Source organism: Dactylosporangium sp. CS-047395, from assembly GCF_050942185.1.
GTDB lineage: Bacteria > Actinomycetota > Actinomycetes > Mycobacteriales > Micromonosporaceae > Dactylosporangium.
Genome location: NZ_CP192015.1, coordinates 6619440 through 6645247, shown reverse-complemented (window position 1 = coordinate 6645247; position 25808 = coordinate 6619440). Strand labels below are relative to the sequence as shown.

Here is a 25808-nt window from a genome sequence, read left to right as displayed (position 1 = left end):
TCACCCAGAAAGCAGGCCTACACATGCACGCGGTCATCATGGCCGGTGGCAAGGGCGTCCGGCTGCGTCCGTACACCACCGCCCTGCCCAAGCCCCTCATGCCGATCGGCGAGCGGCACGCCATCCTCGACATCGTCCTGGAGCAGCTCGCGGCCCGCGGCTTCACCTCCGTGACCCTCGCGATCAACCACCTGGGCCCGCTGATCCGCGCGTTCACCGGCACCGGCGCCCGCTGGGGCATGGACATCGGCTACGTCGAGGAGACCGTGCCGCTGTCCACCGCCGGCCCGCTCTTCCTGATCAAGGACGAGCTGCCCGAGCACTTCCTGGTCATGAACGGCGACCTGCTCACCGACCTCGACTACGCCGGCCTGCTGGGCGAGCACCGGATCAGCGGCGCCCCGCTCACCATCGCCACCGCGGCCCAGACCACCCGCATGGAGTTCGGCGTGCTCGACGTCATCGACGGCAAGGTGGTCGGCTTCACCGAGAAGCCCGCCTACCGCCACCGGGTGTCGATGGGCGTCTACGGCATGGCCCGCAAGGCACTGGAGCCGTACCCGCCGGGCCTGTCCCTGGGTTTCGACAAGCTCGTGCAGGACCTGCTGCGGCAGGGGCAGTTCCCGAACAGCTACGACTTCGACGGGCTGTGGCTCGACATCGGCCGGCCCGAGGAGTACGACGAGGCCAACCGGCGCTTCGCCGAGCTCGAGCCGGCCCTGCTGCCGGTGCGCGCGGACAGCGGGGTGGCGGCATGACCCGGCCCCGCGTGCTGCTCTTCGGCGCCTCCGGCTTCGTCGGCGGGGCGGTGCGCACCGCCCTCGACGGCGACCCGCGCATCGGCGCGCTCGCCTGCCCGTCGCGGTCCCGCCACGACCTCGTCGCCGGCGACGCCGACGGCCTGGCCGCGCTGCTGCGCGACACCATGCCCGACGTGGTGGTGAACTGCACGGGGCGGCTCAGCGGCACCGCGGCCGAGCTCGCCGAGGCCAACACCGTCGTGACCGCCAAGCTCATCGACGCCGTCGCGGCCGTCGCCCCGGGCGCGCGGCTGATCAGGCTCGGCTCGGCGGGGGAGTACGGCAAGGTCCCGCACGGCACCAGCGTGGCCGAGGACCACCCGTGCGCCCCGGTCGGCGAGTACGGCGCGACCCACCTCGCCGCCACCCGGCTGCTGCAGCTGGCCACCGCGGCCGGCCGGGTCGACGGCGTGACGCTGCGGGTGTTCAACCCGATCGGCCCCGGCCTGCACCGCGACAACCTGCTCGGCCGGGCCGCGCTGCTCATCCGCGACGCCCTGGCCGGGGCGTCCGGCCGGGTGCCGCTCGGCCCGCTCGGCGCCCACCGCGACTTCGTCGACGTGCGCGACGTGGCCACCGCGGTGCTCGCCGCGGCCGCCTCGACCGAGCACGGGGCCGGCGTGGTGAACATCGCCAGCGGCCGCGCGGTGACCGCCCGCGAGGCCGTGCAGCACCTCGCGGAGGCGGCCGGCTACACCGGGGCGATCGCCGAGCAGGGCATGGGCCCGGCCCGGTCGGCCGGCGTCGACTGGATGCGCGCCGACATCGGCCGGGCCGCGGCCGTGCTCGGCTGGGCGCCGGAGTACACGCTGCCGGAGTCGGTGAAGGCGATCTGGGCCGCACTCGACGGCGCCGAGCGGTGAGGGCGCCGCGGGCCCGGCGCGGCGTCGCGCTCGCCGCCGCGCTGGTGCTCGCGGCCGCCTGCACCCCGGCCCAGCCGCTGCCGAGCGCGGACGGGTGGCTGTACCAACTCCAGAACTATCCCGACGGCAAGCTGGACGCGCTGGGCCGGGCCCCGCAGCGGCTCGCCGTCATCGACCTGGCCCGCGACGCCGCCTCGGACTGGTTCCGGCCCGACGAGATCACGGCGCTGCGCGGCTCGGGCAAGCGGGTCCTGGCCTACTTCGAGATCGGCAGCATCGAGCGGTTCCGCCCGGAGTACGGGCCGCTGGCCAAGGACGCCGGCGACCTCGTGCTCAACCGGTGGGAGGACTGGCCCGAGGAGTTCTTCGTGCGGTACTGGGACGAGCGGTGGTGGGACCGGGTGGTGCGGCCCCGGGTCGACCGCGCGCTCGTCGCCGGCTTCGACGGGGTGTACCTGGACACCCCGCTCGCCTACGAGGAGCTGGACCTGAAGCTCGTGCCCGGCTGGACCCGGGAGCGGCTCGCCGCGGCGATGGTCGCGCTCATCGCGCGGATCAGCGCCTACGCACGGGACAAGCGACCGGAGTTCTGGGTGGTGCCGCAGAACTCGCCGGAGCTGCGCCGCTACCCCGGCTACACCGAGGCCATCGACGGCATCGGCCTGGAGGAGCTGTTCTTCCGGGCCACCGACCGGCCGTGCACCGAGGACTACTGCGCCGAGAACCTCGCCGACGCGCGGGCGCTGCGCGACGCCGGCAAGACGGTGCTCGCCGTCGACTACGCCGCCCGGCCCGCCGACGTGCGGGCCGCCTGCGGCCACTACCGCACCGAACGCTTCCTGGGCACCGTCACCACGCGGGAGCTCGACCGGGTCGCCGCGCCCTGCGGCTGACCGTTTTCACGAAGGGACAACGATCCATGGCACGCACCATCGGCGTCATCGGGATGGGCTACGTCGGCCTGACCCTCACCGCCGCCCTCGCCCGCAAGGGCTTCATCGTCCACGGTGTCGACGTGCAGCCGGCCGTCGTCGACTCGCTCAACCGGGGCCGGCCGCACATCTACGAGCCCGGCGTGGCCGAGGCCCTCACCGAGCACGTCGGCTCCTCGGTGTTCATCGACACCGCGCTGCCCCGCGACACCGTCGACGCCGCCGTCATCTGCGTCTCCACCCCGGTCGACCCGCAGACCCAGCGCCCCGACCTGACCAACCTCGCCGCCGCCGCCCGCCAGGTCGCCGAGTGGTGCGCGCCGGGGACGCTGGTCGTGGTGCGCAGTACCGTCCCGGTCGGCGCCAGCCGCCGCGTCGTGCTGCCGCCGCTGCTGGAGGCCTGGGGCGAGGTCAAGCTCGTGATGGCGCCCGAGCGCACCATCCAGGGCCAGGCCCTGCGTGAGCTGGTCGAGCTGCCGCAGGTCATCGGCGGCCTCGACGCGGACAGCCTCGATGCCGGGCTGGAGATGTTCGGCGGCCTGGCCGAGCGGCTGGTGCCGGTGTCGGACCTGGAGACCGCGGAGCTCACCAAGCTCGCGAACAACTGCCACACCGACCTGATCTACGCGTACGGCAACGAGATCGCCCTCATCGCCGAGCGCCACGGCCTCGACCCGCTCGAGGTCATCCGGGCCGCGAACGTCGACTACCCGCGGCCGGACCTCGCCAAGCCCGGCTACGTCGGCGGCGGCTGCCTGTCCAAGGACCCGTACATCCTGATCAGCGAGGCCGGCGACCACCCGCCGTTCCTGGTCGAGCCGGCCCGGAGGCTCAACGAGTACCTGCCGGTGCACGTGGCCCGGACCGTCGTCGGGATGATCCGCGAGGCCCTCGAGGGGACCCAGGGCGCGCGGCTGGCCGTGCTCGGCTGGGCGTACAAGGGCTGGCCCGCCACGGACGACATGCGCGGCACCCCGATCGCGGCGATGATGCCGGTCTTCGCCGAGGCGGGCCTCACCGTCCTCGGCCACGACCCGCTGGTGGCCGACAACGTGATCCGGCAGTACGGCGGCGAGCCGACCAGCCTCGACAAGGCCTTCAGCGACGCCGACGCGGTGCTCGTCATCAACGACCACCCGGACTACCGTGCCATCCGGGCCGAGTCGGTGCTCGGCGCGAGCAAGCCGCTGTTCGTGTTCGACTCCTGGCGCATCCTCGACGAGGCGGCGCTGACCCGGGCCGGCGTGCGGTACGCGGGCATCGGCTACCTCCCGCGGGCGGTGTCGGCATGAGGGCGCTGCTGCTCGGCGGGGCCGGGTTCATCGGCCTGCACCTCGCCCGCCGGCTCGTCACCGACGGGCACGAGGTGACCATCGTCGACGACTTCTCCCGCGGCCGCGACGACGCCGACTTCGCCGAGCTGGCCGGCGACCCGCGGGTCGGGGTGCGCGACGGCGACCTCACCGACCCGCGCACGTGGCGGCAGATGCCCCGCGGCTTCGACCAGATCTACCTGCTCGCGGCCGTGGTCGGGGTCCGCAACGTGGAGGCCGACCCGGCCCGGGTGGTGCGGGTCAACAGCCTCAGCGCGCTGCACCTGATCGACTGGCTCGCACCCGGCGACCGGGTCTTCTTCGCCTCCACCAGCGAGGTGTACGCCGGGGCGGTCGAGGCCGGGATCGCGCCGGTGCCGACCGGCGAGGCGGCCCCGATCGCGGTCCACGACGTGACCGCGCCCCGCTACGCCTACGCCATCAGCAAGCTGCTCGGCGAGGCGGCGTTCCTGCACGGGGCCCGGGCCCGCGGCTTCGAGGCGGTCGTCGGGCGGTTCCACAACGTGTACGGCCCGCGGATGGGCACCGACCACGCCATCCCCGAGATGGCCATGCGGGCGATGGCCGGGGAGCGGCCGTTCCGCGTCCCGGGCGCCGACCAGACCCGCGCGTTCTGCTACGTCGACGACGCCGTCGACGCGATCGTGCGGCTGATGGCCACGCCCGCGGCCGCCGGGCAGATCGTGCACATCGGCGACGACACCGGTGAGACCGGCATCGCGGACCTGGCCAAGCTGGTGCTGCGGCTGACCGGCAGCGACGCCACGCTCGAACCGGCACCGGGCGCGGCGGGTGCGGTGACGCGGCGCTGCCCCGACCTGACCCTGCTGCGGGCGCTGACCGGGTTCCAGCCGGCGGTACCGCTGGAGGAGGGCGTGCGGCGCACCGTGGAGTGGTACCGCCGATGACGCCGCTGGTCTTCTACTACGGCGCCGGGCGCCTCGCCGACCTGCAGCACTACGAGCGGGCCGTGCTGCAGCCGGAGTTCTACCGGCCGGTGGACCTGCGGGTGTTGCGGGCGGCCGGGGTCGAGACGCTGGCGTACCTGTCGCTGTCGGAGGACCAGGGCCCGCCGGCACCGTGGCAGCGGCCCGAGCGCAACCCGGACTGGGGCGGTGCGTTCGTGTACGCGGGGCACCCGGGCTGGACCGAGCACGTGCTCGGCCAGGCCCGGGCCGCCCTGGCCGCCGGGTTCGACGGACTGTTCCTGGACACGCTCAACGTCGAGCTGACCTACCCGGAGGACCTGCCGCACGTCCTCGCCCTCGTGGCGAGCCTGCGGGACGCCGCCGGGGACGGGTACATCCTGGCCAACCGCGGTTTCGGGATGCTGCCCGACATGGCCGAGCACGTCGACGGCATCCTGTTCGAGTCGTTCTCGGCCCGGTGGACCGACGACGGCTACGGCCCGTGGCCCGCCGACATCCTGGAGGGCCACGCCCGTGTCGCCGAGGAGCTGCCCCGCTACGGGCTGGACCTCTACGCCCTGGACTACGCCGACACCCCGGGGCTGGCCGAGTTCGCGAAGCGGCGGGCCGAGCTGTTCGGGCTGCACTGCGTGATCAGCGACCGGGCCCTGTCCCTCGTCTGAGGGATCAGCGGTGGATGTGGTCGAGGTGCAGCATCTGCTTGAGCACGCGGTCCAGTTCGTCGTCGGCGAAGATGGACTTCCAGTCGTCCTTGATGATCTTCTCGCGGCCGTAGTCCATCGCGATCAGGCAGGCGTCGGAGAACGGGTTGTCGCCGCGCAGCCCGTTCGCCAGCGCCACCTGGACGTGGCCCATGAGCATCGCGCGGGCCGCCGGCTCCGGCACGCCGACGGTGTCGACGGTCTCGCGCAGGGCGTCGTTGAGCAGGTCGCCGATCATGCAGGCGACCACCTCGACGAGGGTCGGCTCGAGGTACGCCAGCTGCTTGACGCTCACCCAGTGCACGTCGAGCACCGGGGCGTACATCTGGCGGATGACCTGCTCGGCGACGGCCGTCTTGACGGGGTCGCCCGACTCCAGCGCGGCCACGACGTCCTGGGCCGCGGCGATCCCGCCGAACGTGTCGTCCAGCTCGGCCTGGGTCTTGCGCTGCAGGAACACCGACGGGTGGCACGGGTGGGCGACCGCGTACTCGATGTCGTCGCGCTGGAGGAGCAGGCCGGCGTAGGCGGCCGCCGGGTCCAGGGTCAGCACGACGGTGCCCGGCCGGACCTGCGGCACGACGGCGCCGGAGACCGGCCCGAGCGCGATGTCGGGCACGGCCAGGATGACGACGTCGGCCTCGGCGACCGCGGCGTCGGTGCCGGTGACGACCCGGCCCGCGTCGACGGTGCGCTGGATGCCGGCGGGGGAGTTCTCGCAGTAGTAGACGGTGTGGTCGCTGCGCTGCAGGTTGTTGGAGATGCGCATCCCCATCTTGCCGCCCGCTCCGACGACGGCGATGGTCAGCTTCTGCTCGCTCATGAGTTCCAGCTCCTCAGGGTTTCCAGGTTGGTGGCGGTCCAGACGTCTTCCAGGTCGCAGGTCGTGCGGCTGTCGCCCTGCCAGGGCAGCCAGTGCTCGATGACCTGGTTGATGCCGCGCTCGGCCGGCCGGACGGCGGCGAGCAGGGCGGGGTAGTGCAGCAGGCCCTCGCCCAGCGGGCAGCCGGCGAGCGTGAAGCCCACCCAGCCGTCCTTTCGGGTGAAGGCGAAGTCCTTGACGTGGATGTTGCGCACCCACGCGGCGGTCTTGGCGATGGTCTCGGCGGGGTGCTCCAGCGCGGCGACGCAGTTGGCCGGGTCCAGGCAGATGCCGAGGTTGGGCGAGCCGACGGCGGCGACGACGTCGACCAGCGTGGCGGTGGGGATCCGCTCGTACGTCTCCAGGGCGATGGTCACCCCGGCCCGCTCGTAGGCGGGCAGCGCCGCTCGCAACGGCCGCACAGCCTCGCCGGTGTCGGCCATGCTGCGCACCAGCGTCACGTCGAGCGCGCGTGCGATGCCGAGGTAGCGCGCCAGGTGCTCGGGCGCGACGCCCCGGGTGCCGAGTTCCAGGGCGATGCCGCGGCGGTCGGCATGCTGCTTGAGCGCGCGGAGCTCGGCCGCGTCGAACTGCTCGATCCGCGGATAGTCGCAGATCTGGAACAGCTCGGCGCCCAGGTCGGCGGTGCGGTCCAGCATCGCGTCCAGCCCGATCGGATTCGGGTTCGTGTGGTGGTACTGCCAGAAGAACGCATACGTGGAGAGCCCGACCGTCATGACGCCGCCTCGTCCACCACGTCCGCCAGGGCCGCCGGGTCGTGCGCGAAGCGGCCCAGGAACAGCCCGTCGACCGCCGGCCCGAGCTTGGTCAGCAGCCCCGGCCCGGCGCTGCCGCCGTAGACGACCGCGCGGTCCGGCCGCATCAGCGTCGCGCAGACGGCCGCGATGTGCTCCGGCTCGGCCGGCCGGTCGGCGCCGATCGCCCACACCGGCTCGTAGGCGACGACGAGCGGCCCGTCCGGGACGGTCTCCCCGTCGTCGACGCACACCACCGGCGTGAGCCCGTTGCGCAGGGCGGCCGCGGTCTTCGCGGCCACGATCGGCGCGGTCTCGCCGTGGTGGCGGCGGCGCTCGGCGTGCCCGACTGCGGCGTACCGGCCGCCGGCCTCGCGGATCATCGCCCCGCTCACCTCGCCGGTGTGCGCACCACTGTCCTGTGTGGACAGGTTCTGGGCGCCGGCCGCGATCGGGGTGCCGGCGAAGATCCCGGCGGCCGCTGGGATGGCCGGGAACGACGGCAGGACGAACAGCCGCACCCGCCCGTCGCGCAGGGCCGGATGGTCGCCGACGCGGTCCACGACGGACTCGCACCAGTGCAGCGTCTGGGCGTACCCGAAGTACATCTTCAGGCTCACGCCGAGGACCCGGGTCACGCGGCGCTCCGCGACTCGTAGGCGGTGATCCGTCCGACCTTGCCCGCGGACGCCGAGGCGGCGTCGAACTCGTAGGTGAGCCACTCCTGGGCCAGCCGGCGGGCCAGTTCGAGGCCGATCACCCGCTGGCCGAACGTGAGCACCTGGGCGTTGTTGGACAGCACCGAGCGCTCGACCGAGAAGCTGTCGTGGGCGGTGACGGCGCGGATGCCGGGGACCTTGTTGGCCGCGATCGCCACCCCGAGTCCGGTGCCGCACACCAGCAGCGCCCGGTCGGCCCGGCCGCTCGCGATCAGCTCGGCGGCGGCGATGGCGACGTCGGGATAGGCCCGGTCGGGTGTGCCGGCCACGTCGAGCACGGTGGCGACCCGGTCGCTGCCCTCCAGGTCCTTCTTGAGGGCCTCCTTGTAGTCGTACCCGGCGTCGTCGGAGCCGACGACGATGCGGAGCTTGCTCATGGGGTGCTCACCTTTCGGCTTGACAGGACACTGTGGACGGTCCGGGCGATGAGGCTCAGCGAGACGGCGCCCGCGTCCGGGGTGCCGAGACTGCGCTCCGCGTGCGGCCGGGCCCGTCCCTTGCGGGGCAGCAGGTTGCAGGTGTCGGCGGCGGCCTGCTCGGCGGCCGTGGCGGCCGCGGCCCAGGCGTCGGTGGTCGTGGCGCCGTCGCGCACCGCCGCCGCGAACGCCTCGTCGAGCGGGATGAGCGCGTCGACCATGGTCTTGTCGCCGAGTTCGGCCCCGCCGGCGGCGCAGATGCCGTCCCGGGCGGAGCGCAGCGCGCGGGCCGTCACGTCCGGGCCGGGGCGGCCGGTGTCGCCGACGACCTGGCCGATGCGGCGCAGGGCGATGCCCCACAGCGCGCCGGAGGTGCCGCCGGCCCGTTCCGCCCAGGCGTCGCCGGCCGCGGCGAGCAGCGTGCCCGCCCCGGCGCCGCGGCCGTGGGCCTGCCGGGCGGCGGCCGCGGCGGCCCGGGCCCCGCGCTGCATGCCGATCCCGTGGTCGCCGTCGCCGGCCACCGCGTCGATGTGGCCGAGCTGCTCGGCGTGGGCGTCGACGGTGGCCTCGATCGCCGCGAACACCTCGGCGAGGGTGGCCGCGGCCTCCTGCGACGCGGTGTCGGCGGGCGCGTACTCGGGCGCGCTCGACCGGACACTGTGGACCGCCGGGGCGGCCGGCGCGGCGACGATGCTGCCGCGGTGGAAGGCGGCCGAGTCGGCCGGGGCCAGCCACAGGCGTTCGAGGTCCTCGTCGAGCCAGGTCATGGTGAGCGAGACGCCGGCCATGTCGAAGCTCGTGCACAGCTCGCCGACCTCCGGCGCCACGACGGTGATGCCGACCTGCGCGAGGAGGCGGGAGATCTGGCCGTACACGATGAACAGCTCTTCGTGTTTGACCGATCCGAGCCCGTTGAGCAGGACGGCCGCCCGGTTCCCGGCGCCGGCCGGGCGCTCGGCGAGCAGGCAGTCGACGAGCAGCGACGCGAGCTCGTCCGCGGTGGGCAGGCGGGTCTCCTCCAGGCCCGGCTCGCCGTGGATGCCGAGGCCGATCGCCATCCGTCCACTGGGGACGGAGAACAGTGGCTCGGCCGCGCCGGGCAGGGTGCAGCCGGAGAACGCGACGCCCATGGTGCGGGTCCGCTCGTTGGCGTGCCGGGCGAGCGCGGCCACCTCGGTGAGGGACCGGCCCTCGGCCGCGGCGGCCCCGGCGACCTTGAACACCACCAGGTCGCCGGCGATGCCGCGGCGCTTGTCGCGCTCGTCGCCGGGTGCGCTGAAGATGTCGTCGGTGACGCGGACGGTCTCCACGGCGATGCCGGCCGCGCGCAGCTCGTCCTGGGCGGCGTCGAAGTTGAGGCAGTCGCCGGCGTAGTTGCCATAGCTGAGCAGGACGCCGCCGCCGTGCTCCGCGGCCAGGGCGACCGCGGCCACCTGGCGCGCCGATGGGGAGGCGAACACGTTGCCGATGACGGCGCCGTCGGCGAGCCCGGGCCCGACCAGCCCGGCGAAGGCCGGGTAGTGCCCGGAGCCGCCACCGACCACGACGGCGACGCTTTCCGGCGCGCGGCCGGCGTTGGTCACCACGCCACCCGGCACAGGGCGGACGCGGTGGGCGTGGGCGGCGACGAAGCCGTCGAGCATCTCGTCGGCGAATGCGGCCGGATCGTTGAACAAGCGGGTCATGTCACGCTTCCGTTCAGTGTCCGGCCGGCGCGGGGACGCGCGAGGCGACGGCGATGCGGTCGCGGCGGCTCAGGGCGACCATGAGGATCGCGGAGAGCATCATGAACCCGCCGACCGCGAAGAACGCGACCTTGTAGTCCCCGCCGTTCGCGTCGGCGAGCCAGCCGGTGACGTACGGCGCGGCGAACCCGGCCACGTTGCCCATGGTGTTGATGAGCGCGATGCCGGCGGCGGCCGCGGCCCCGGTCAGGAACTGCGTCGGCACGGTCCAGAAGTTCGGCAGCGCGGCGAAGATCGAGCAGGCGGTGATCGTGATCATCACGACGGTCAGCGCGGGCGAGCCGGCGAACAGCGCGAGGGGGATGCTGATCGCGCCGGTCACCGCCGGGATCGCGATGTGGCCGGTCTTCACGCCGTGCTTCGTCGCGTGCCGGGTGGCCAGGAACAGCGCCAGCGCGGCCGGCAGGTACGGGATGGCGGTGATCAGGCCCTTCTCGACCAGCCCGAACTTGGTGTCGAACTGCTCCTGGAAGCCGGCGATGATGGTGGGCAGGAAGAACGCGAGGGTGTACAGGCCGTAGATGAAGCCGAAGTAGATGAGGCTGAGCGTCCACACCCGGCCGCTGGTGAACGCGGCGCGCAGGTTGTGCTGCTCCTTGGCGGCCGGCTTCTCGGCCCGCAGTTCCTCCGTCAGCCAGTCCCGCTCGGCGGTGGTGAGCCACTTGGCCTTGGCGGGGGAGTCGGCCAGGTAGAACCAGGCGATGACCCCGACCACGATGGCCGGCACGCCGACGCCGAGGAACATGAACCGCCAGCCCTCGAGCCCGAAGAACGCGCCGTCGTGCCCGATCAGCCAGCCGGCGAGGGGCGCGCCGACGACCGTGGTCAACGGCTGCGCGAGATAGAACAGCCCCAGGACCCGGCTCCGGTACCGGCTGGGCACCCACAGGCTGAGAAAGAGAATGGCACCGGGGAAGAACCCGGCCTCCGCCACGCCGAGCCCGAAGCGCAGCCAGGACAGCTGCGTGTACGACTGCACGAAGGTGAACAGCACCGCCACGATGCCCCAGGTCACCATGATCCGCGCGAGCCACCGGCGGGCGCCGATCCTGTGCAGAGCGAGATTGCTCGGCACCTCCAGCAGGATGTACCCGATGAAGAACACGCCGGACGCGAACCCGAACTGAGCGGCGCTCAGCCCCAGGTCCTGGTTCATCCCGTTCGGCGCGGCGAACCCGATCGCGGTGCGGTCCAGGTAGTTGATGAAGAACATCAGCGCCACGAACGGCACAAGGCGCAGGGCGACCTTGCGGATCGCGGTCTGTGGGGTGTCGGCGGACATCCGGGGGCTCCTATATCGAGGCATCGGTGTGTGGGTGTACGTCGATACTCACCGTGATTGGACAACCTGTCAACCGGTTGACCAATTTTGGTTGACCGGTTGCTAGGATTGGCACATGCAGAGCCCCACGCCCGACGGCCTCAGCGCCGCCCTCGGCGGCACGATCAAGAGCCAGACCGCGATGGCCGAGGTCACCCGCCGTCTCCTCGACTACATCGCGAGCGGCGCCATCGCCCAGGGCGACCGGCTGCCCCCCGAGCGCCAGCTCGCCGAGCTGATGGGCGTGGGCCGCTCAGCCGTCCGCGAGGCCCTCGCGGCCCTGGAGATCCTCGGCATCGTCACGGTCCGTCCCGGCTCGGGGACGTACCTCAGCGGCGGCACCTCGGAGCTGCTGCCGCAGACCCTGTCGTGGGGCCTGCTGCTGCGCTCGGACAAGACCCGCGAGCTGATCGAGGTCCGCCACGGCCTGGAGACCCAGGCGGCGACGCTGGCCGCGACCCGCGCGACGGACGCCTCCCGCCGCTTGCTGGCCGAGCACACCGCGACCATGGAGGAGAGCCTCGACGACTTCTCCACGTTCGTCACCGCCGACATGCTGTTCCACCAGGAGCTGGCCGCGGCGGCCGACAACGTGCTGCTGCGCGACATGCTGCAGAGCGTCCGGTCGCTCATCCGGGTCTGGGTGGAGCGGGCCCTGAACGACGCGGAGCACGCCAAACTGACCCTGGAGGAGCACCGCGCGATCCTGCTGGCGATCGACGCCCGCGACGGGGCGGCGGCGGGCGAGGCGATGACCCGCCACATGCGCAGCGCGGCGCAGCGGCTGCTGCCCACGCTGGACGCGCCGTGACCGTCGATGGCGCGGGTTCCGCTTGCCCCGGGGGCGAAGCGGTCTACCAGAGCGGACTCGATCCGGGTGCTTTTGTTCGGTTCCAGATGTAGATCCGCGACTTGTCCGTTCCTCCGGCGGCCAGCGTCCGGCCGTCCGGGCTGAACGCCAGTCCCAGCACGTGGCCGTCGAGCTTGACGACCTCCTTGCCGGTCCGGGCATCCACGATGACGGACCGTTCCTCGCACGCGACCGCGAGCACCGTGTCGTCGGTGGGGTCGAACGCGACGTGGAACCCGCAGATCGTCTGGCGTCGTTGCAGCTTCCCGCTGGCGGCGTCCCAGAGTGACAGGCCCGAGGGGCCCGTCGTGGCAATGACGCCGGCATGGTTGAACGTCGCCCCGAACGTTACTGTGTCGATGTCGGCGACGTTGAGCCGCGCAATCAGCGCTCCGGTGGACGCGTTCCACTGAGCGGTGCAGCAGACTGACGACCATCGGCATCCGGCTGGATCCGCCGACGAGCATGACCCCGCCGACCGCCTCCCGTGGTACGCCCGAAGCGCGCAGCGTGGCGACGGTCAGCCCGACGGTCCGGTCGACCAGGGCTTGCGCGGCGCGTTCGAACTCCGCACGGGTGACATGACCGACGACATCGACGATCGGGATGTGCGCGTCGGCGCGCGTGTGCCGACTGAGTTGCTCCTTCGCCGCGCGGGCCGCCAGCCAGAGCGTGCGCCGTGCGCGCTGGTCGGCCGGTGTCGTCGGCCAGTCCAGTCGCCCCCATGCCTCGGCGGCGGCGGGCGTGGAGGTCCGCAGCAGGTCGACCATGACCGCGTCGAGGTCGTTGCCTCCGACGTCGGTCAAGCCGTCCGCGGCGATCACCTCCACCTCGGCGCCGGACTTGCGCACCACGCTGACGTCGAACGTGCCGGCGCCGAAGTCGTAGATCACCAGACACTGCCCGGGCGGCAGCCGCAGGCCCAGCACCGAGACGAAGTACGCCGCCGCGGCGACCGGCTCGCGGATCAGCCCGACATCGCCCAACCCGGCCTGCCGGGCCGCCTCGGCCAGCACCGACAGCCTCGCCCGGGCCCACCCGGCCGGGTAGGTCACCACCGTCTCCGCGGGCATCGCACCGGTCACCCGGTGGGCCTCGGCGCCGACCCGGCCCAGCACCGCGGCGAGCAGTTCCACCACCGGCACGGCCCGCTCGCCGAGCCACACGGTGTCGTCGTCGACGCGCTGCTTCGGACTGGGCTCCAGCCCGGCCGGACGGGCGCCGGCGGCACGGACCGCGTCCGCCCCCGTCAAGACCTCATCGCCCGGGCCGACGAACACCGTCGACGGCAGCAGCGCCGAGGCATCGAACAGTAACGGCGTCACGGGGCGTCCTCGCGGCGTAGACAGCCCACGGTACGACCGGCCGGCGCGCGGAGCGGTCGCATTCACGATCGGAGATGGCTTCACGTGGTGGCGAAGCGGGGCGCGCCGGGCTCGAGGTCGACGCGGGCGGCGCGGGCGGTGAAGGAGATCGCGTGGTACCAGCCGCACAGCAGGAGCAGGTCGAGCAGTTCCCGTTCGTCGAACGAATCCTGCGCGGATCGCCAGAGGGTGTCGTCGATGTCGGACGTGTCGTGCAGGGCGTCCACCATCCGGATGAGTGTGGCTTCGCGGGCGGCTGTCCAGCAGGGATCGTCCGGGCGGCCGTGGGTGAGCGAAGTGAGCTCGGCGGCCGTGAGGGCGGCGCGGGCGGCGAAGACCATCACGTGTACGCCCCACTCGTACTCGCATCCGCAGCGCGCGCAGGTGCGCAGGATGATGATTTCCCGCTCGCGGAGGGTCAGGCTCAGGTCGCGGCCGAGTTCGTACCGGCCCCAGCGACTCATCGCCACGGTCATCGGCAGGTTCTTGGCGAACGTGCGGAACAGGCCGATCGGAGGTACGCCGGGCGGCATCATCGTGGCGAGCTGCGCCGCCACGTCCGGCGCGAACGGCGGTTCGAGCGCTAGGATGCGAGCCATGACCCCTCCACCTGATTCGGATCCAGAAGCACGGTAGCGCTTCGAAATTCAAAGCGCCATGGGCGGCGCCTCAGGGGTTCAGTGCTCGCCGTCCTCGTCCAGGGTCGCGGCCCACGCGGCGGACCAGCGGTCGAGCGGGCGCAAGGCCAGGTAGGCGCCGCGGCCCAGTTCGGTGAGCGCGTAGGCGGTGTCCGGCTCCTGGGCGACGATCCGGGCGTCGACGAGCTCGGTGAGCCGTTGCCGCAGCACGCTGGAGGACATGTCGTCGCAGCGCTGCTGCAGCGCCCGGAACCCGACCGGGCCGTGCCGCAGCTCCCACACGATGCGCAGGTTCCACCGCCGGCCGAACAGGTCGAGGGCGGCCATGAGCGGTCGCCCGGTGTTCGATCCGCGGACCGGCCGGCCCGGCCTCGGTGCCGTCATGGACTGTGTCACTCCCTCTTGTTGCTTCGAACTTCGATACAGTACCGTCCGCGGTGTTGCTTCTATTTCCGAAGCGCCAGGGGAGGCTCTCATGCACAAGCTGGTCGTCCTGTACCCGCACCCCACCGATCCCGACCACTTCCGCGAGTACTACGTGGCCACTCACCTGCCGCTGGTCGCGCGCATGCCCGGCCTGCTCGCGTGGCGCTACAGCTTCGACATCGCCGCCGGCGCACCGGGGCCGGCGCCGTACTTCGCGGTCTTCGAAGCCGAGTTCGCCGACGCCGCGGCCATGAACGCGGCGCGGGCGTCGCCGCAGGGCCGGCAGGTGAACGCCGACGTCGCCAACTACGCCACCGGCGGCGCGGTCGTCATCGACTACCCGGTGCGACCCGGCACCGGGTGAGCCGCGTCAGGCGGGGGCTTTCGGGAGTACCAATTCGGCGAACACGGCCCGGTGATCGCTCTTCGCGATGCGGTAGACGACGACCTTCCGCACGCCGACGCGCTGGTCGGTGAGAATGTGGTCGAGCGTCACGCTCGGGAAATACCACCGGTCGTCGTACGGCCACGACGGTGCGAGCCCGGCCCCGGCGACATCGGCGGCGTCGTGGTATCCCTTCGTCACCACGCGGCGGAACGCCTTGTGGTCGAGGGTCGAGTTGAAGTCGCCCATCAGAACGGTGACCGGCCCGTCCGGGTTCGCCGCCGGCTGGGTCGCGAGATCGGCCACCCAGCAGGCGTCCGACCCGCGGCCCATCGGCGCGCACGGGTGCGCCGACTCGACGTACACATCCGGGCCGCCCGGCACGTGCACGCTGGCGTGCGCCTGCATGAAGCCGCCGCCGAGCTGCCGATAGCCCTGTTCGGCGAGCGGAAAACGGCTGTAGACGGCCGATCCGCCGGCGTCCGGCCGCGGATAGCTGACCGCGTACGGCAGCACGTCCTCCAGCCCGGCCGCCCGCATCGCGGCCCGCCCTTCCGCCGTGTACTCCTGGAAGGCGAGCAGGTCGACGCGGCCATCGCGGACGAGGCGCACGATCTGCCCGGGGTCGGCCTGGCCGTACAACATGTTCACGGTCATCACCCGGACCGTCGCCCCGGCCCCCACGCCGGCATCACCGTCGGCGATCCAGCGCGGCAAAATGCACGCGGCGAACGCGACCGCCACCACCGCCGCGACGATCGCAGGCCAAAGGCGTTTCGTCAGTACCGCAAGGGCGAGCGGAATCAGCGAAACCAACGCGACGTACGGCGTGAAGGCGAGCAGCTGGATCGTCGGCCAGCCCGGCTCCAGACCGAACACCCGCGCCGCCGCCCACACCGCGAACGGCGCGACCAGCAGCCACACCAGAACCGTCAGCCAGCGCCGCCGCCCCGGACCCGCACCAGCCGACGCGCGCGACAGGGACCCCCCGATGCCGATCATGCCGCGCAACATACCGCAACGGGACGGCCGGGTTTATTGCCGCGACGGCGGGTTCGGTCGCTGCTACCGTCATCGGTGCAGATGGGTGCCCGGTGCGCAGGCATCGGATACTTCTATTTGGGATAGAGAGGTCGCGGGTGCAACTCCCGCCGCCCCGACTCGCCGGGGCGTAGCTCAGCAGGAGAGCGCTAACAGTCCCGACGCCGCTTTGATCTCGGGCGCGCATCTGTGACCCGCGGCTTGGTCAGCACCACCACGGGCCGTCTGCGGCAGGCGGACCTGCCAGTCAGGTGATCTCGACGCGGAGCGGGCGGGAGTGCCCGCCGCTGGCCGCGCCCGCCGGGCACGCCGTCACCGCGACCACCACGTCCCGCTCGGCGCGGAACGTCACGCCCTGCCCGGCGGTCACGAGCGGTGGAAGAATGTCGAGGCGGCCGTCCGGGCCGAGGTCGACCCGCATGAAGACGTTGAAGGCGGTCGTCACCGCGGTGTCCGGCACGCCGAACCGCCCCAGGGCGCCGGTCAGGTTGTCGAGGCAGTTCGGGTGGGGGCCGGTCGCGCCGTACCCGATCTCGTACATCTGCTGGCTGCACGGTGCGTAGAGGAAGTCGTGCACACCGGCCTGGTCCTCCACGATGGTCAGCAGCGGGCGGCTGCGGCGCGAGTACAGCACGGCGCCGGTCGAGAGCCGCACCGACCCGCCGTAGTCGAACGTGCGGCCGTTGCTCAGCCCGTCGTCGAGGTCGTCGGCGGAGACCGCGAACACGTCGCCGGTCTGGGCCCCCTCGACGGCGACGACGCGCAGCCGGCCACCCGCCCCGACCCGCCACCCCAGCCCGCCGCCGGCCGGCACGATCGCCCCGTCCACCATGCGCAACACCTTAGGCCCGCCGCAGCCAGGCCGGCACGGTTGCTCCCCGGTTCAGCTGATCGAGTCCGTCGAGCAGCTCGACGAGCCGCTCGCCGGTGATGCCGTGCTCGCCCCCCACGAACATGCCGTCCTCGGGGCGGCGGGTCAGGAACATCGCGATGTCGACGCGCGGCCCGTAGAACAGGTGCACCTCGGCTTCGATCGCCGAACCGGCCAGCCGGAGCACCCAGGTGGGGTCCATGCCCGGCGAATCGAGCGGGCCGTGCAGTTCGAGGTCCAGCGAGTCGGCGTGAGCGTCGGCCCAGGCGCGCAGGGTGCGTCCGAGTTCGAGGTCTCGGCGCTCCAGGGACTCGTCGGGGTGCGCAACACGGGTCGGCATATCGAGCAACCTACGCCCTGGGCGGTCGGCCGGACCTCGTGCGGCGGCGGGGCATCAGTCGAACTCGCGGGAGATGATCCGGACCTGGCCGGTCTCATGGTTGGCGCGGATCGTGTCCAGGCCCCGCTCGTCGAGGTCGGCCGCGGTGGCTGACTCGGCCGGTTCGAGTGCGCGCATCCCCACGCCGGGGGAGTCCGGGCCGAGGGGAACGTCTTCGGCCAGTACCAACTCCAGCAGTTCCTTGGCGGCGGGCTTCGCGCCCTCGTCGACGGCGATGTGGATCAGCAGGTGCTCGTTGCCGGTCTCCAGCCATTGGGCGTCGGCGATCCACACCGTGTGTACGGCCGGGTGGTCGAGGATGCGCGCGGCGAACGCGTCGCGCAGGGCCACCGCGAGCGGGTGGGTCGACCAGGTCAGGCGGAGGGTCTGCTCGACCTGGGTGCGGACACCCCGCTCGCGCAGCGTGACGCCGAGGAGGGGCAGCGGGACGCTCGCCCACTGGGTGTCGGCGAACACGGCCATCGTCTGCACGCCGGTCTGCCTGGCGATGTCGAGCAGCCGCACCGCGTCGCACCACACCGAGGCGGCCGCGTCCGGGAGCCAGTGCCGGCACGCGGCCTCGCTGGTGTAGGCGGGCAGGGCGGGGGCGTCGCCGAGCTCGACGAAGACGACGCCGTGCTCCTCGTTGACCGGGACCCACACGCCGCCGTCGACGAGGGCGGCCAGCAGGGCGTCGGCCTCGTCGGCGGGGTGGCCGCGCTCGACGATCGCGGTCAGGGCTTCGTTGGGTCCAGGCACGCCCGGAGCATAGAGCAGCGGGTCAGCTCCCCGGGGCCGGACCGGTGGAGGCGCGCACGATCAGCCGGGTCGGCAGGGACGTCCGCGCGCCGGCCGGGCGTTCGGCGATCAGGTCGGCGAGCAGGTCCACGCCGGCGCGGCCGCACTGGTCGCGGGGCTGGCTCACCGTGGTCAGCGCCGGGCTGACCAGGGCCGAGACCGCGATGTCGTCGAAGCCGACGATGCTGATGTCGGCCGGGACCCGCACGCCGCGGGCGGCGAACCGGCTCAGCAGGCCGAGGCCGATCAGGTCGTTGTACGCCACCACCGCCGTCACCGCCGCCGCCAGGACCTGGTCGGCCACGGCGACGCCGCCCTCGAAGTCGGGGGACACGTGGCCGGCCTCGACGACCTCCAGGGAGAGGCCGGCGGCGACCGAACGCACGGCGCGGAGGCGTTCGCGGTTCACCCACGAGGTGCGCGGGCCCGCCACATAGGCGACGCGGCGGTGGCCGAGCGCGGCGAGGTGGGCGAGGGCCTGGCGGATGCCGTCGGCATTGTCGAACACGATGGACGGCAGCTGGCCGACGCGGCGGTTGAGCAGCACCACGGGCACGTCGCCGCAGACCGAGCGCAGCTCGTCGTCGGCCGCGCGCGGCGCGCACAGCACGAAGCCGTCGACCTGCTTGGTCAGCGTGCGGATCAGGTCCAGCTCGGTGGCGGGGTCCTCGTCGGCGTCGGCCAGCAGCACCGCAAGGCCGAAGTCGCGCGCGCGGCGCTGGGCGGCCTTGACGATGCCCGGGAAGAACGGGTTCGCGATGTCCGGGACCAGGAATCCGATGGTACCGGTCCGGCCCGTGCTCAACCCGCGCGCGATCCGGCTCGGCTGGTACCCGAGCCGCTGCACCGCCCGCTCCACCCGCTCGCGGGTCGCGGGGCGCACCCGGTCCGGCGCCGCGAGGGTGCGCGACACCGACGACTGCGACACGCCCGCGAGCCGCGCGACGTCCCGGATCGTCGCCGTCACCCCGGCCTCCCTGGAAAGCGGACCCAAGTAAACGTCTCTGGAAGCGGTTCCAGAAACGGTCAGTTCCGTTCGGGAAAAAAACAGATTACCACGATGTACGTCGATGTATTGAACAAGCCTCGCATGACGAGGAGAGTCGATGTATGGAGCGAAGAAACGTGCTCGGCCTGGCCGCCGGGCTCTCGATCGGCGCCGTCGCCGCGCCGGGCCGGGCCGAGGCCGCCACCGGCGAGCAACTGGGCAACTATGCCAGTCATGTCAGCGACGCCCGCAGCGTCACCGTCACCAGCGTCTCCGGGCAGCGGCTGCGGATCACCGCGTACGGCAACCAGATCGTCCGCGTCCGCGCCATTCGCGCCGGCGAGACGTTCTTCGCCGACACGCGGTACGAGATGGTGGCGCCGGCCAATCACGCGGGCATGGGCGGCAGCCTGACCGTCACCGACACCGGTTCCAGTCTGACGATCGTGAGCGGTGCGGCGGACGGCATCCGGATCGTGGTGCAGAAGAACCCGCTGCGGATGGAGTTCTCGCATCGCGGTACCGGCGCGCTGTTGGCTCGTGAGGACGCGACCTGCAGCATCACCTGGGGCGGCCCGAACAACAGCGTCATCACGCAGGCGTTCGTCCCGCCGCCCGCCGACGAGCACTTCGTCAAGGCCGGCCACGGCTTCTACGGGCGCTCGCCGCGGGTGGACCGGACCGGCGACGTCGTGGCGCACAACTACGGCCTCGTACGCGGCGACCAGGCGCCGGCGATCGTGCCGCTGTACCTGTCGACCAAGGGCTACGGCGTCTTCTGCAACACCACGTTCGACGTCACGTACTCCTTCGCCAGCGGCACCGCGCGCGACTACGCGTTCGCCGCCGACGAGCACGCGACCGCCGGCGTGCGCCCGCAGCTGGACTGGTTCCTCATCAACGGGCCGGAATTCGCCAAGCTGCTCGACCGGTACACCCAGCTGACCGGCCGCCCCCGCCTGCCCCAGCTGGCCATCTTCGGCCTGCACATGACCGACAAGAACTTCCCGGACGTCAGCGACCAGAACTGGTGGCGCACGAAGATCACTCAGCACCGCAACGCCGGTTTCCCGTTCGACCACCACGTCAACGACAACCGCTGGCGGTCCGGGACGGGCGCGTGGGGCGGCTCCTGGTTCGAGTTCAGCTCGGTGCGCTGGCCCGACCCGGCGGGCTACCAGGCCTGGGCCGCGGCCAACGGGGTGACGATGACGCTGGACTACAACCGCAACAACTCCAACCTCATGGCGGGCTGGGTCGGCGGGCCGCCGCCCGGGTACAGCTTCAAGGCCGCCGACCTCACCGCGGTCGCCGACAACGGTTCGGTGCCTGACTGGAGCAACCCCGCCACCCGCACCTGGGTGTGGAACGTCTTCTGGACCAAGGCGCTGAACCCGGCCCTGCACTACTCCGGCGACGGCCTGTGGCTCGACGAGCCGGACGAGCTCGGCCCGATCCCGTACAACGCCGACTCCGCGAGCGGCAAGAAGTGGTCGGAGCTGCGCAACTCCTACTTCTTTTACCTGCACAAGGGCGTCGGCGAGGAGGGCTGGGACCGGGCCCTGGCCAAGCGCCCGTGGACCTGGAGCCGCGGCGCCTCGGCCGGCCAGCAGCGCTACGGCCACTACTGGACCGGCGACATCGCCTCGACGTACGCCGAGATGCAGCAACAGATCCGCGGCATGCTCGTCGGCGGCCTGGGCGGCTTCCCGTACTCGAACATCGACGGCGGCGGCTTCCAGGGCGGCGCCGGCGGCCTCATCTCCGAGCCGTTCTACCGCAACTGGACCGCGGCCTGGTCGAGCCTGTCGCCGATCTGGCGCCCGCACAGCGGCGCAAGCACCACGAGCCAGGGGGCGATCGCCTCCCGCTGGCCGCTGGACCAGAGCACCGCGATCCAGAACGACTTCCGCAAGTACGGCGAGCTGCGGTACACCCTGCTGCCCTACATCTACAGCATCGCCCACGAGGCCGCGGCCACCGGCATGCCGATGGCCCGCGCGATGGTCATCGACTACCAGTCCCGCCCGAACGCGCTGTCGCACGACCTGCAGTACATGTGGGGCCCGTTCCTGCTCGTGGCCCCGGTCACGCAGGACGGCGGCGCGACCCAGAACGTCTGGCTGCCGGCCGGCGACACCTGGTACAACTTCTGGGCCGACATCAAGCACGCCGGCACCGACGCGGCGGACCTGCCGTACGTCACGTACACCGGTGAAATCGTCCTCTTCGTCAAGGCGGGCGCGATCCTGCCGAAGTACCAGTACGCGCAGAGCACGAAGTACGTGAACAAGCGCCACCTGGAACTGGAGATCTGGGCCGGCGCCGACGGCGCCTTCAACCTGACCGAGGACGACGGCCTCACCGAGGCCTACCGCGTCACCGGCGCCAAGTCCGTGACGACGCTGACGTGGACCGACGCGGCGACGAGGACCACGATCCGCCACCCGCAGGGCACCTACGACGGCGCCCCGGCCACCCGCCGCTACCTCGTGCGCATCCACGGCCTGACCGCCCCGGCCGGCATGCGCGTCAACGGGGGCGCCACGCTGCCGTCCTACACCACCGAGGCAACCGCCATCACCAGCGGCAACGGTACCGTCTGGGACCCCGCCAAGAAGATCCTGACCATCGTGACGCCGCAGATCCCGGTCACTCCCGGCGGCGGCGTCGCGGCCACCATCGAGCCGAGCGGCGCCGCGTACCCGGCCCCGACCGGCGGCACCGCCTACGCCGCCGAACGGGCAGTGCTCAACAACGCCGTCATCGACACCAGCCACCCGGACTACACGGGCACCGGCTTCGTCGACTTCACGGACACCGCGGCATCGGGCGCCTACGTCCAGTGGACGGTCAACGTGCCGACCGCCGGAACGCGGACCCTGACCTTCCGCTACGCCAACGGCGGCACCGCCAACCGCCCCCTCGCGATCACGGTGAACGGCGCCACCGTCGCCAGTGGACTCGCCTTCAACCCGACCGGCTCCTGGGACACCTGGGCGACGACGTCGTGCACCGCCTCGCTGCCGGCCGGGAGTGCGGTCACCGTCCGCGCCACGACGACGGGCGCGAACGGCGCCAACCTCGACAGCCTCACAGTCTCCTGACCCCGCGCGCACCGGCCGGCCCACCGCCGGCCGGCCGGTCCGCGGTGCTGGACGACCGCCAGGTCAGGCCGGTGGGGCGATCACCGACAGCTCCAGGATCGCGCCCAGCGGGGCGCGACCCGGGCCGCCGGCGGTGATCCAGGCCGCGATGTCGTCCGCGACCACGTCGTCGAGGACGAGGCCGAACCAGGCCGGGCGGGCACCGGCGCGGCGGGCGGCCGGGGCCGGGTGCACGACGACCACATTGGACTGGTCGCACACGTCCAGGCACTGCGAGGTCCGCACGCGGTGCGGGGCGGGCAGGGCCGAGCGCAGGCGGTCGAGCTGGCGGTCGTGGTCGACGCCGGGATGCTTGCGCGCGCTGCCGCAGCAGCAGTCGCGGCACACCGTCACCGTGCAGAAGTCGCTGTCGGTCAACGGGATGACGCTCCTTGCTCTCGGTACCGGCGGCTATTGTCGCATCCGGGTCAGCGCAGCAGGTCGACCAGGCTCTGCGGGGTGCCGGCGCCCAGCACGACCTCGAAGTCGCGGGCCGCCTCGGCGCCCTCCTCGGCGTTGCGGACGAACAGGGCCTGTTCGTACGCGGCGAAGGCCGCCTCGAGGTCGTCCGGGTGGGCGGCGATCGCCTTGCCCAGCTCGGCGCCGTCGTACATGGCGAGGTTCGCGCCCTCGCCGTTCGGCGGCATGAGGTGGGCGGCGTCGCCGATCAGGGTCACGCCCGGGACGCGGTCCCAGCGGTGGCCGATCGGCAGGGCGTGGATGGGGCGCAGCACCGGGGGCGTCTCACCGTCGGTGATGAGGGCGGTGAGTTCCGGGGCCCAGCCCTCGAACTCGGCGACGATGCGGGCCGTGGCGGCCGGGGCGTCGGCGAAGTCGATGGCCGCGAACCAGTCCAGCGGCTTGCTCAGCGCCACGTACGTGTGCAGGACGGCGTTCGCCTCGCGGTGGGCCTGGATGCCCTTGCCGGGGATGACGGCGGCCATCGCGCCGGTGCCGACCGCGGCGGCCGGGGCCGGGTGGCGGGTGTCGGCGTCGTACAGGTACGTCTCGATGAAGCAGGTGCCGGTGTACTCCGGCTTGGCCTCCGTCAGCAGCGGCCGGACCCGCGACCAGGCCCCGTCCGCCCCGACGAGCGCGTCGGCCTTGACGGTGCCGCCGTCGGCGAAGTGCAGATCGCGACCGTGGACCGCGCTGAGCTTCCGGCCCCACTTGACCGTCCCCGGGGGCAGGGAGTCGAGCAGCAGATGGCGCAGTTCGCCGCGGAGCACCTCGGTCCGGTGGCCGGCGCCGTCGTCGGGCTTGTCGAGCAGCACCGCGCCGTCCGGGGCGAGCAGCCGCCACGCCTCGCCGCCCGCGTGGATGAGCCGCGGAACTCGTCGTACAGGCCGGCGTCGCGCAGGGCGAACTGCCCGTTGTGCTCGTGGATGTCGAGCTGGCCGCCCTGGGTGCGGGCGCCGCCGAAGCGACACCGCGGGACGCGATCCGCGCGCTCGCCTCGGCGGTGTTCGACGCAGTTGCGCGAGCACGACGACCGCGACCGGTTCCTGGCCGGCGTCGACCTGATCCTGGCCGGGATCGGCGTCCGGGGGGCCTGAAACCGCGCTCGGACCAGCCCGTGCTCAGACCAGGCCGTGCTCATGGGCGAAGACCACGATCTGCACCCGGTCGCGCAGGGACAGCTTGCGCAGGATCGCGCCGACGTGCGTCTTGACCGTCGACTCGCTGGCGAACACGGTGCCGGCGATCTCCGCGTTGGACAGGCCGCGGGCCACCGCCGTGAACACCTCGCGCTCCTTGTCGGTCAGGCCGAGGTACGCCGCGGGCGGGGCGGTCTCGGCCTGGAACTGCCGGTCGAGCAGCGTGGCCAGGTCCTGCGGGGCGAGCACCGCGTTGCCGCCGTGCACGGTGCGGATCGCGTCGCGCAGCATGAGCGGCGTGGTGTCCTTGAGCAGGAAGCCGCTGGCCCCGTGGCGAATCGCGGTGGCCGCCCGGTCGTCGAGGTTGAACGTGGTCAGCACGATGACCCGGACCGGCCTGGTCCGCCGGGCCACCCGCTCGGGCGCGAAGATCAGCCGGGACGCCTCCACGCCGTCCATGTGCGGCATCCGGATGTCCATGAGCACCACGTCGGGCTGCAGCTCGTCGACGAGCCGCACCGCTTCGGTACCGTCGCCCGCCGCCCCCACCACGCGCATGCCGTCCTGGGCGTCGACGATGACCCGTACCCCCTCGCGGAAGAGCTCCTGGTCGTCGACGAGCAGAACGCTGATGTCCCGGTCGGTCACGCGGAACCCCCGCCGGGCCGCACGGGCACGAACGCGGTCACGGTGAAGGTGGTGCCGGTGGGGCGCTCGCGCAGCCGCACGTCCAGGTGCCCGCCGACCGCCTCCAGCCGCCGCCGCATGCCCTCCAGCCCGCGCCCGGTCCGGGTGCCGTCGGGGCTCGCCGAGCCGGCCCCGTTGGTCACCTCGATGCGCAGGGTGTCGGCGAAGCCCCCGCCGCCCTGGGTCGACGGCCAGTGCCGCTCGGCCGTGATCGGCTGGTCCCGCCGGCCGTGCTTGAGCGCGTTGGTGAGCATCTCCTGCAGCACCCGGTACGCCACCGCCGAGGTCTCCCCGGGCAGCAGGCACGGCGTGCCCAGCTCGGTGGCGACGATCTCGTGGCCGCTGCCGCGCACCCCGGCGATCAGCTCGTCGAAGCGGTCCGCGTCGGCGCGCACCGGCGGCGTGTCCTGGGTCGTGGACAGCACCTGCCGCACGTCCTGCAGCGACGAGCGGGCCGAGGTGGCGATCGTCTGCAGCGTCTTCTTGAGCTTGCCGGTGTCGTCGAGGTACTGCCCCGACTCGGCCTGGGCCAGGATCACCGCGAGCGAGTGCCCGACCACGTCGTGGACGTCGCGGGCCAGCCGGGTCTGCTCGTCGCGCAGGTGGGCCACCTCCCGGGCGTGCTCGGTCTCGCGCCACGCCCCGACCGCGGCCTCCTCGGCCGCGAGCATCTCCGAGCGCGACGTGCTCGCCCGTTCCAGGAACCGCATCAGCAGACCCGCGGGCCACGGTGCCGCCACCACGAGCAGACCGATCAGAGCCAGCGTCAGTTGTACCGTCGGCTGGTCGCGCGCCAGCGTCGCCAGCTTGGACCCGCCCACCAGCAGGTGCAGGCTCACGATCGAACCTTCGTGCAGGACGAACGCGACCACCACGGCCAGCGGCACGGACAGCGCGCCGATCACCACGGTCGGCGGGCGGCCCCAGCGGGCGCTGCCGAAGAACACGGCGGTCAGCGCGAACTCGACCACCATGATCGACGCTCCGGACAGCACGTGGAACAGGCCGAGCCCCCACACCAGCCCGAGCGCCGCGCCGGGCTCGCGCCGGCTCATCCCGACCGCGACCGCGGCGATGAGCGCGACCGCGAAGCCGGCCGTGTCGCCGCCGGACACCACCCACGTCACCAGCGCCTCGGCGAACCCGATGCCGAGCACGGTGAGCGACGCGATCGCCTCCGGCAACCAGGGGCGCCAGCCCGTCTCGCTCATCCGATCATCCCAGGTGGGTGGGGGTACGTGTCTGCTCAAGCGAACCATC

The 25808-nt window shown here is 72.6% G+C and carries 27 protein-coding genes and 1 pseudogene; 9 read left to right on the top strand and 19 right to left on the bottom strand.

Going from position 1 to position 25808, the window contains the following annotated elements; genetic code table 11:
* Positions 1 to 23: 23 nt before the first annotated feature.
* Genes ACQP00_RS31335 through ACQP00_RS31310 form a run of 6 tightly spaced genes read left to right on the top strand, consistent with a single transcriptional unit; the run spans position 24 to position 5520 of the window.
* Complete coding sequence (locus ACQP00_RS31335) at positions 24 to 758, top strand: sugar phosphate nucleotidyltransferase (RefSeq protein WP_433201877.1); 735 nt, start codon at positions 24 to 26, stop codon at positions 756 to 758.
* Positions 755 to 1663 carry an NAD-dependent epimerase/dehydratase family protein gene (locus ACQP00_RS31330; protein ID WP_433201874.1) on the top strand — a complete coding sequence of 303 codons (909 nt, stop codon included), beginning with the start codon at positions 755 to 757 and terminating at the stop codon, positions 1661 to 1663. Before ACQP00_RS31335 ends, ACQP00_RS31330 begins: the two co-directional genes overlap by 4 nt.
* Positions 1660 to 2556, top strand: a complete 897-nt coding sequence (locus ACQP00_RS31325) for an endo alpha-1,4 polygalactosaminidase (RefSeq protein ID WP_433201871.1) — start codon at positions 1660 to 1662, stop codon at positions 2554 to 2556. The genes ACQP00_RS31330 and ACQP00_RS31325 overlap by 4 nt, the downstream gene beginning before the upstream one ends.
* Before the next feature lie 26 nt (positions 2557 to 2582).
* The gene (locus tag ACQP00_RS31320) at positions 2583 to 3887 is read left to right on the top strand and encodes a nucleotide sugar dehydrogenase (RefSeq protein WP_433201869.1); all 1305 of its coding nucleotides are present in this window, start codon (positions 2583 to 2585) and stop codon (positions 3885 to 3887) included.
* Positions 3884 to 4837: an NAD-dependent epimerase/dehydratase family protein gene (locus tag ACQP00_RS31315; protein WP_433201866.1), complete on the top strand. Its 954-nt coding sequence runs from the start codon at positions 3884 to 3886 to the stop codon at positions 4835 to 4837. Before ACQP00_RS31320 ends, ACQP00_RS31315 begins: the two co-directional genes overlap by 4 nt.
* Positions 4834 to 5520: a hypothetical protein gene (locus tag ACQP00_RS31310; RefSeq protein ID WP_433201864.1), complete on the top strand. Its 687-nt coding sequence runs from the start codon at positions 4834 to 4836 to the stop codon at positions 5518 to 5520. The genes ACQP00_RS31315 and ACQP00_RS31310 overlap by 4 nt, the downstream gene beginning before the upstream one ends.
* 4 nt (positions 5521 to 5524) lie before the next feature.
* Here ACQP00_RS31310 and ACQP00_RS31305 read toward each other — a convergent pair whose 3' ends face one another.
* From ACQP00_RS31305 to ACQP00_RS31280, 6 genes are read right to left on the bottom strand one after another with little or no spacing between them, the layout of a single operon-like run.
* On the bottom strand, positions 5525 to 6382 hold the full coding sequence (locus ACQP00_RS31305) for a phosphogluconate dehydrogenase C-terminal domain-containing protein (RefSeq protein ID WP_433201861.1): 858 nt from the start codon (positions 6380 to 6382) through the stop codon (positions 5525 to 5527).
* Entirely contained in the window at positions 6379 to 7158 is a 780-nt protein-coding gene (locus tag ACQP00_RS31300; protein ID WP_433201858.1) for a sugar phosphate isomerase/epimerase family protein, read from the bottom strand. Before ACQP00_RS31300 ends, ACQP00_RS31305 begins: the two co-directional genes overlap by 4 nt.
* Positions 7155 to 7814, bottom strand: coding sequence for a triose-phosphate isomerase family protein (locus ACQP00_RS31295; protein ID WP_433201855.1), 660 nt, complete (start codon positions 7812 to 7814; stop codon positions 7155 to 7157). The genes ACQP00_RS31300 and ACQP00_RS31295 overlap by 4 nt, the downstream gene beginning before the upstream one ends.
* Positions 7811 to 8272 (bottom strand): ribose-5-phosphate isomerase, encoded by a 462-nt coding sequence (locus tag ACQP00_RS31290; RefSeq protein ID WP_433201852.1) that lies wholly within the window; start codon positions 8270 to 8272, stop codon positions 7811 to 7813. Before ACQP00_RS31290 ends, ACQP00_RS31295 begins: the two co-directional genes overlap by 4 nt.
* Complete coding sequence (locus ACQP00_RS31285) at positions 8269 to 9996, bottom strand: dihydroxyacetone kinase family protein (RefSeq protein ID WP_433201849.1); 1728 nt, start codon at positions 9994 to 9996, stop codon at positions 8269 to 8271. The genes ACQP00_RS31290 and ACQP00_RS31285 overlap by 4 nt, the downstream gene beginning before the upstream one ends.
* 13 nt (positions 9997 to 10009) lie before the next feature.
* The gene (locus ACQP00_RS31280) at positions 10010 to 11338 is read right to left on the bottom strand and encodes an MFS transporter (protein WP_433201846.1); all 1329 of its coding nucleotides are present in this window, start codon (positions 11336 to 11338) and stop codon (positions 10010 to 10012) included.
* 115 nt (positions 11339 to 11453) lie between these two features.
* On the opposite strand from ACQP00_RS31280, the gene ACQP00_RS31275 reads away from it, so the two are divergent.
* Positions 11454 to 12188: a FadR/GntR family transcriptional regulator gene (locus tag ACQP00_RS31275; protein WP_433201843.1), complete on the top strand. Its 735-nt coding sequence runs from the start codon at positions 11454 to 11456 to the stop codon at positions 12186 to 12188.
* Positions 12189 to 12231: 43 nt separating this feature from the next.
* Here the strand turns inward: ACQP00_RS31275 and ACQP00_RS31270 are convergent, their stop codons facing one another.
* From ACQP00_RS31270 to ACQP00_RS31255, 4 genes and pseudogenes are all read right to left on the bottom strand, one after another.
* The gene (locus tag ACQP00_RS31270) at positions 12232 to 12393 is read right to left on the bottom strand and encodes a hypothetical protein (RefSeq protein ID WP_433201840.1); all 162 of its coding nucleotides are present in this window, start codon (positions 12391 to 12393) and stop codon (positions 12232 to 12234) included.
* Positions 12394 to 12694: 301 nt separating this feature from the next.
* Positions 12695 to 13312 (bottom strand): annotated as a pseudogene (locus ACQP00_RS31265) (Hsp70 family protein); the annotation flags it as partial.
* Positions 13313 to 13632: 320 nt separating this feature from the next.
* Positions 13633 to 14190 (bottom strand): carboxymuconolactone decarboxylase family protein, encoded by a 558-nt coding sequence (locus ACQP00_RS31260; RefSeq protein ID WP_433201837.1) that lies wholly within the window; start codon positions 14188 to 14190, stop codon positions 13633 to 13635.
* Positions 14191 to 14268: 78 nt separating this feature from the next.
* Complete coding sequence (locus ACQP00_RS31255) at positions 14269 to 14613, bottom strand: winged helix-turn-helix transcriptional regulator (RefSeq protein ID WP_433201834.1); 345 nt, start codon at positions 14611 to 14613, stop codon at positions 14269 to 14271.
* 91 nt (positions 14614 to 14704) lie between these two features.
* On the opposite strand from ACQP00_RS31255, the gene ACQP00_RS31250 reads away from it, so the two are divergent.
* Positions 14705 to 15019, top strand: coding sequence for an EthD family reductase (locus tag ACQP00_RS31250; RefSeq protein ID WP_433201832.1), 315 nt, complete (start codon positions 14705 to 14707; stop codon positions 15017 to 15019).
* Positions 15020 to 15025: 6 nt separating this feature from the next.
* Here the strand turns inward: ACQP00_RS31250 and ACQP00_RS31245 are convergent, their stop codons facing one another.
* The 5 genes from ACQP00_RS31245 to ACQP00_RS31225 all read right to left on the bottom strand — a co-directional run bounded on the left by ACQP00_RS31245 (position 15026) and on the right by ACQP00_RS31225 (position 19096).
* Positions 15026 to 16042: an endonuclease/exonuclease/phosphatase family protein gene (locus ACQP00_RS31245; protein ID WP_433201829.1), complete on the bottom strand. Its 1017-nt coding sequence runs from the start codon at positions 16040 to 16042 to the stop codon at positions 15026 to 15028.
* Positions 16043 to 16328: 286 nt separating this feature from the next.
* Complete coding sequence (locus ACQP00_RS31240; protein WP_433201826.1) at positions 16329 to 16913, bottom strand: DUF1989 domain-containing protein; 585 nt, start codon at positions 16911 to 16913, stop codon at positions 16329 to 16331.
* A gap of 10 nt (positions 16914 to 16923) precedes the next feature.
* Positions 16924 to 17292, bottom strand: a complete 369-nt coding sequence (locus ACQP00_RS31235; protein WP_433201823.1) for a hypothetical protein — start codon at positions 17290 to 17292, stop codon at positions 16924 to 16926.
* Positions 17293 to 17346: 54 nt separating this feature from the next.
* The gene (locus ACQP00_RS31230; RefSeq protein WP_433201820.1) at positions 17347 to 18090 is read right to left on the bottom strand and encodes a hypothetical protein; all 744 of its coding nucleotides are present in this window, start codon (positions 18088 to 18090) and stop codon (positions 17347 to 17349) included.
* 22 nt (positions 18091 to 18112) lie between these two features.
* The gene (locus ACQP00_RS31225) at positions 18113 to 19096 is read right to left on the bottom strand and encodes a LacI family DNA-binding transcriptional regulator (RefSeq protein ID WP_433201817.1); all 984 of its coding nucleotides are present in this window, start codon (positions 19094 to 19096) and stop codon (positions 18113 to 18115) included.
* Positions 19097 to 19239: 143 nt separating this feature from the next.
* Between ACQP00_RS31225 and ACQP00_RS31220 the strand changes: the two genes are divergently transcribed.
* Entirely contained in the window at positions 19240 to 22224 is a 2985-nt protein-coding gene (locus ACQP00_RS31220) for a TIM-barrel domain-containing protein (protein WP_433201814.1), read from the top strand.
* A gap of 63 nt (positions 22225 to 22287) precedes the next feature.
* Here ACQP00_RS31220 and ACQP00_RS31215 read toward each other — a convergent pair whose 3' ends face one another.
* The 4 genes from ACQP00_RS31215 to ACQP00_RS31200 all read right to left on the bottom strand — a co-directional run bounded on the left by ACQP00_RS31215 (position 22288) and on the right by ACQP00_RS31200 (position 25759).
* Positions 22288 to 22617, bottom strand: a complete 330-nt coding sequence (locus ACQP00_RS31215) for a hypothetical protein (RefSeq protein WP_433224060.1) — start codon at positions 22615 to 22617, stop codon at positions 22288 to 22290.
* 74 nt (positions 22618 to 22691) lie between these two features.
* A complete protein-coding gene (locus tag ACQP00_RS31210; RefSeq protein ID WP_433201811.1) occupies positions 22692 to 23537 on the bottom strand; it encodes an FAD-dependent oxidoreductase in 846 nt (281 codons plus the stop codon).
* 306 nt (positions 23538 to 23843) lie between these two features.
* Positions 23844 to 24509 carry a response regulator gene (locus ACQP00_RS31205; protein ID WP_433201808.1) on the bottom strand — a complete coding sequence of 222 codons (666 nt, stop codon included), beginning with the start codon at positions 24507 to 24509 and terminating at the stop codon, positions 23844 to 23846.
* Positions 24506 to 25759, bottom strand: a complete 1254-nt coding sequence (locus ACQP00_RS31200; RefSeq protein ID WP_433201805.1) for a sensor histidine kinase — start codon at positions 25757 to 25759, stop codon at positions 24506 to 24508. Before ACQP00_RS31200 ends, ACQP00_RS31205 begins: the two co-directional genes overlap by 4 nt.
* Positions 25760 to 25808 lie beyond the last annotated feature (49 nt).

Coding starts and splice junctions, on each gene's coding strand:
- ACQP00_RS31335 (WP_433201877.1), top strand. CDS start 24: ATGCACGCGGTCATCATGGCCGGTGGCAAGGGCGTCCGGCTGCGTCCG.
- ACQP00_RS31285 (WP_433201849.1), bottom strand. CDS start 9,996: ATGACCCGCTTGTTCAACGATCCGGCCGCATTCGCCGACGAGATGCTC.
- ACQP00_RS31250 (WP_433201832.1), top strand. CDS start 14,705: ATGCACAAGCTGGTCGTCCTGTACCCGCACCCCACCGATCCCGACCAC.
- ACQP00_RS31290 (WP_433201852.1), bottom strand. CDS start 8,272: ATGAGCAAGCTCCGCATCGTCGTCGGCTCCGACGACGCCGGGTACGAC.
- ACQP00_RS31305 (WP_433201861.1), bottom strand. CDS start 6,382: ATGAGCGAGCAGAAGCTGACCATCGCCGTCGTCGGAGCGGGCGGCAAG.
- ACQP00_RS31245 (WP_433201829.1), bottom strand. CDS start 16,042: ATGATCGGCATCGGGGGGTCCCTGTCGCGCGCGTCGGCTGGTGCGGGT.
- ACQP00_RS31310 (WP_433201864.1), top strand. CDS start 4,834: ATGACGCCGCTGGTCTTCTACTACGGCGCCGGGCGCCTCGCCGACCTG.
- ACQP00_RS31275 (WP_433201843.1), top strand. CDS start 11,454: ATGCAGAGCCCCACGCCCGACGGCCTCAGCGCCGCCCTCGGCGGCACG.
- ACQP00_RS31300 (WP_433201858.1), bottom strand. CDS start 7,158: ATGACGGTCGGGCTCTCCACGTATGCGTTCTTCTGGCAGTACCACCAC.
- ACQP00_RS31320 (WP_433201869.1), top strand. CDS start 2,583: ATGGCACGCACCATCGGCGTCATCGGGATGGGCTACGTCGGCCTGACC.
- ACQP00_RS31280 (WP_433201846.1), bottom strand. CDS start 11,338: ATGTCCGCCGACACCCCACAGACCGCGATCCGCAAGGTCGCCCTGCGC.
- ACQP00_RS31315 (WP_433201866.1), top strand. CDS start 3,884: ATGAGGGCGCTGCTGCTCGGCGGGGCCGGGTTCATCGGCCTGCACCTC.
- ACQP00_RS31330 (WP_433201874.1), top strand. CDS start 755: ATGACCCGGCCCCGCGTGCTGCTCTTCGGCGCCTCCGGCTTCGTCGGC.
- ACQP00_RS31240 (WP_433201826.1), bottom strand. CDS start 16,913: ATGGTGGACGGGGCGATCGTGCCGGCCGGCGGCGGGCTGGGGTGGCGG.
- ACQP00_RS31260 (WP_433201837.1), bottom strand. CDS start 14,190: ATGGCTCGCATCCTAGCGCTCGAACCGCCGTTCGCGCCGGACGTGGCG.
- ACQP00_RS31200 (WP_433201805.1), bottom strand. CDS start 25,759: ATGAGCGAGACGGGCTGGCGCCCCTGGTTGCCGGAGGCGATCGCGTCG.
- ACQP00_RS31235 (WP_433201823.1), bottom strand. CDS start 17,292: ATGCCGACCCGTGTTGCGCACCCCGACGAGTCCCTGGAGCGCCGAGAC.
- ACQP00_RS31255 (WP_433201834.1), bottom strand. CDS start 14,613: ATGACGGCACCGAGGCCGGGCCGGCCGGTCCGCGGATCGAACACCGGG.
- ACQP00_RS31220 (WP_433201814.1), top strand. CDS start 19,240: ATGGAGCGAAGAAACGTGCTCGGCCTGGCCGCCGGGCTCTCGATCGGC.